Raw genomic sequence first — 225 nt, forward strand, 5'->3', positions numbered from 1 at the left:
TGGAGCCGTTTGTATCAATACAGGCGAAGCTGAAGCTATTGTTTCACCGTTAAGCAACATGGAAGCAATGACGAAGCATCTTGAATTAATCTCAACGGTGACCCCTAGAGGTAAACATTCCGTGGTCATTATGGATCAAGCGAGCTGGCATCAAACACATTTAGCCAATCATTTTAAGAACATCACGATAATCCATATCCCGCCATATTCACCAGAATTAAACCC

General features: G+C 42.2%; 1 protein-coding gene. It reads left to right on the forward strand.

What is annotated here, in order from left to right; all coding sequences use genetic code 11:
• A partial coding sequence (locus AACR09_RS12120) for a transposase (RefSeq protein WP_193835055.1) occupies positions 1-225 on the forward strand: 225 nt, incomplete at both ends.

It is taken from the genome of Vibrio sp. OPT20 (genome assembly GCF_963889365.1).
GTDB lineage: Bacteria > Pseudomonadota > Gammaproteobacteria > Enterobacterales > Vibrionaceae > Vibrio > Vibrio splendidus.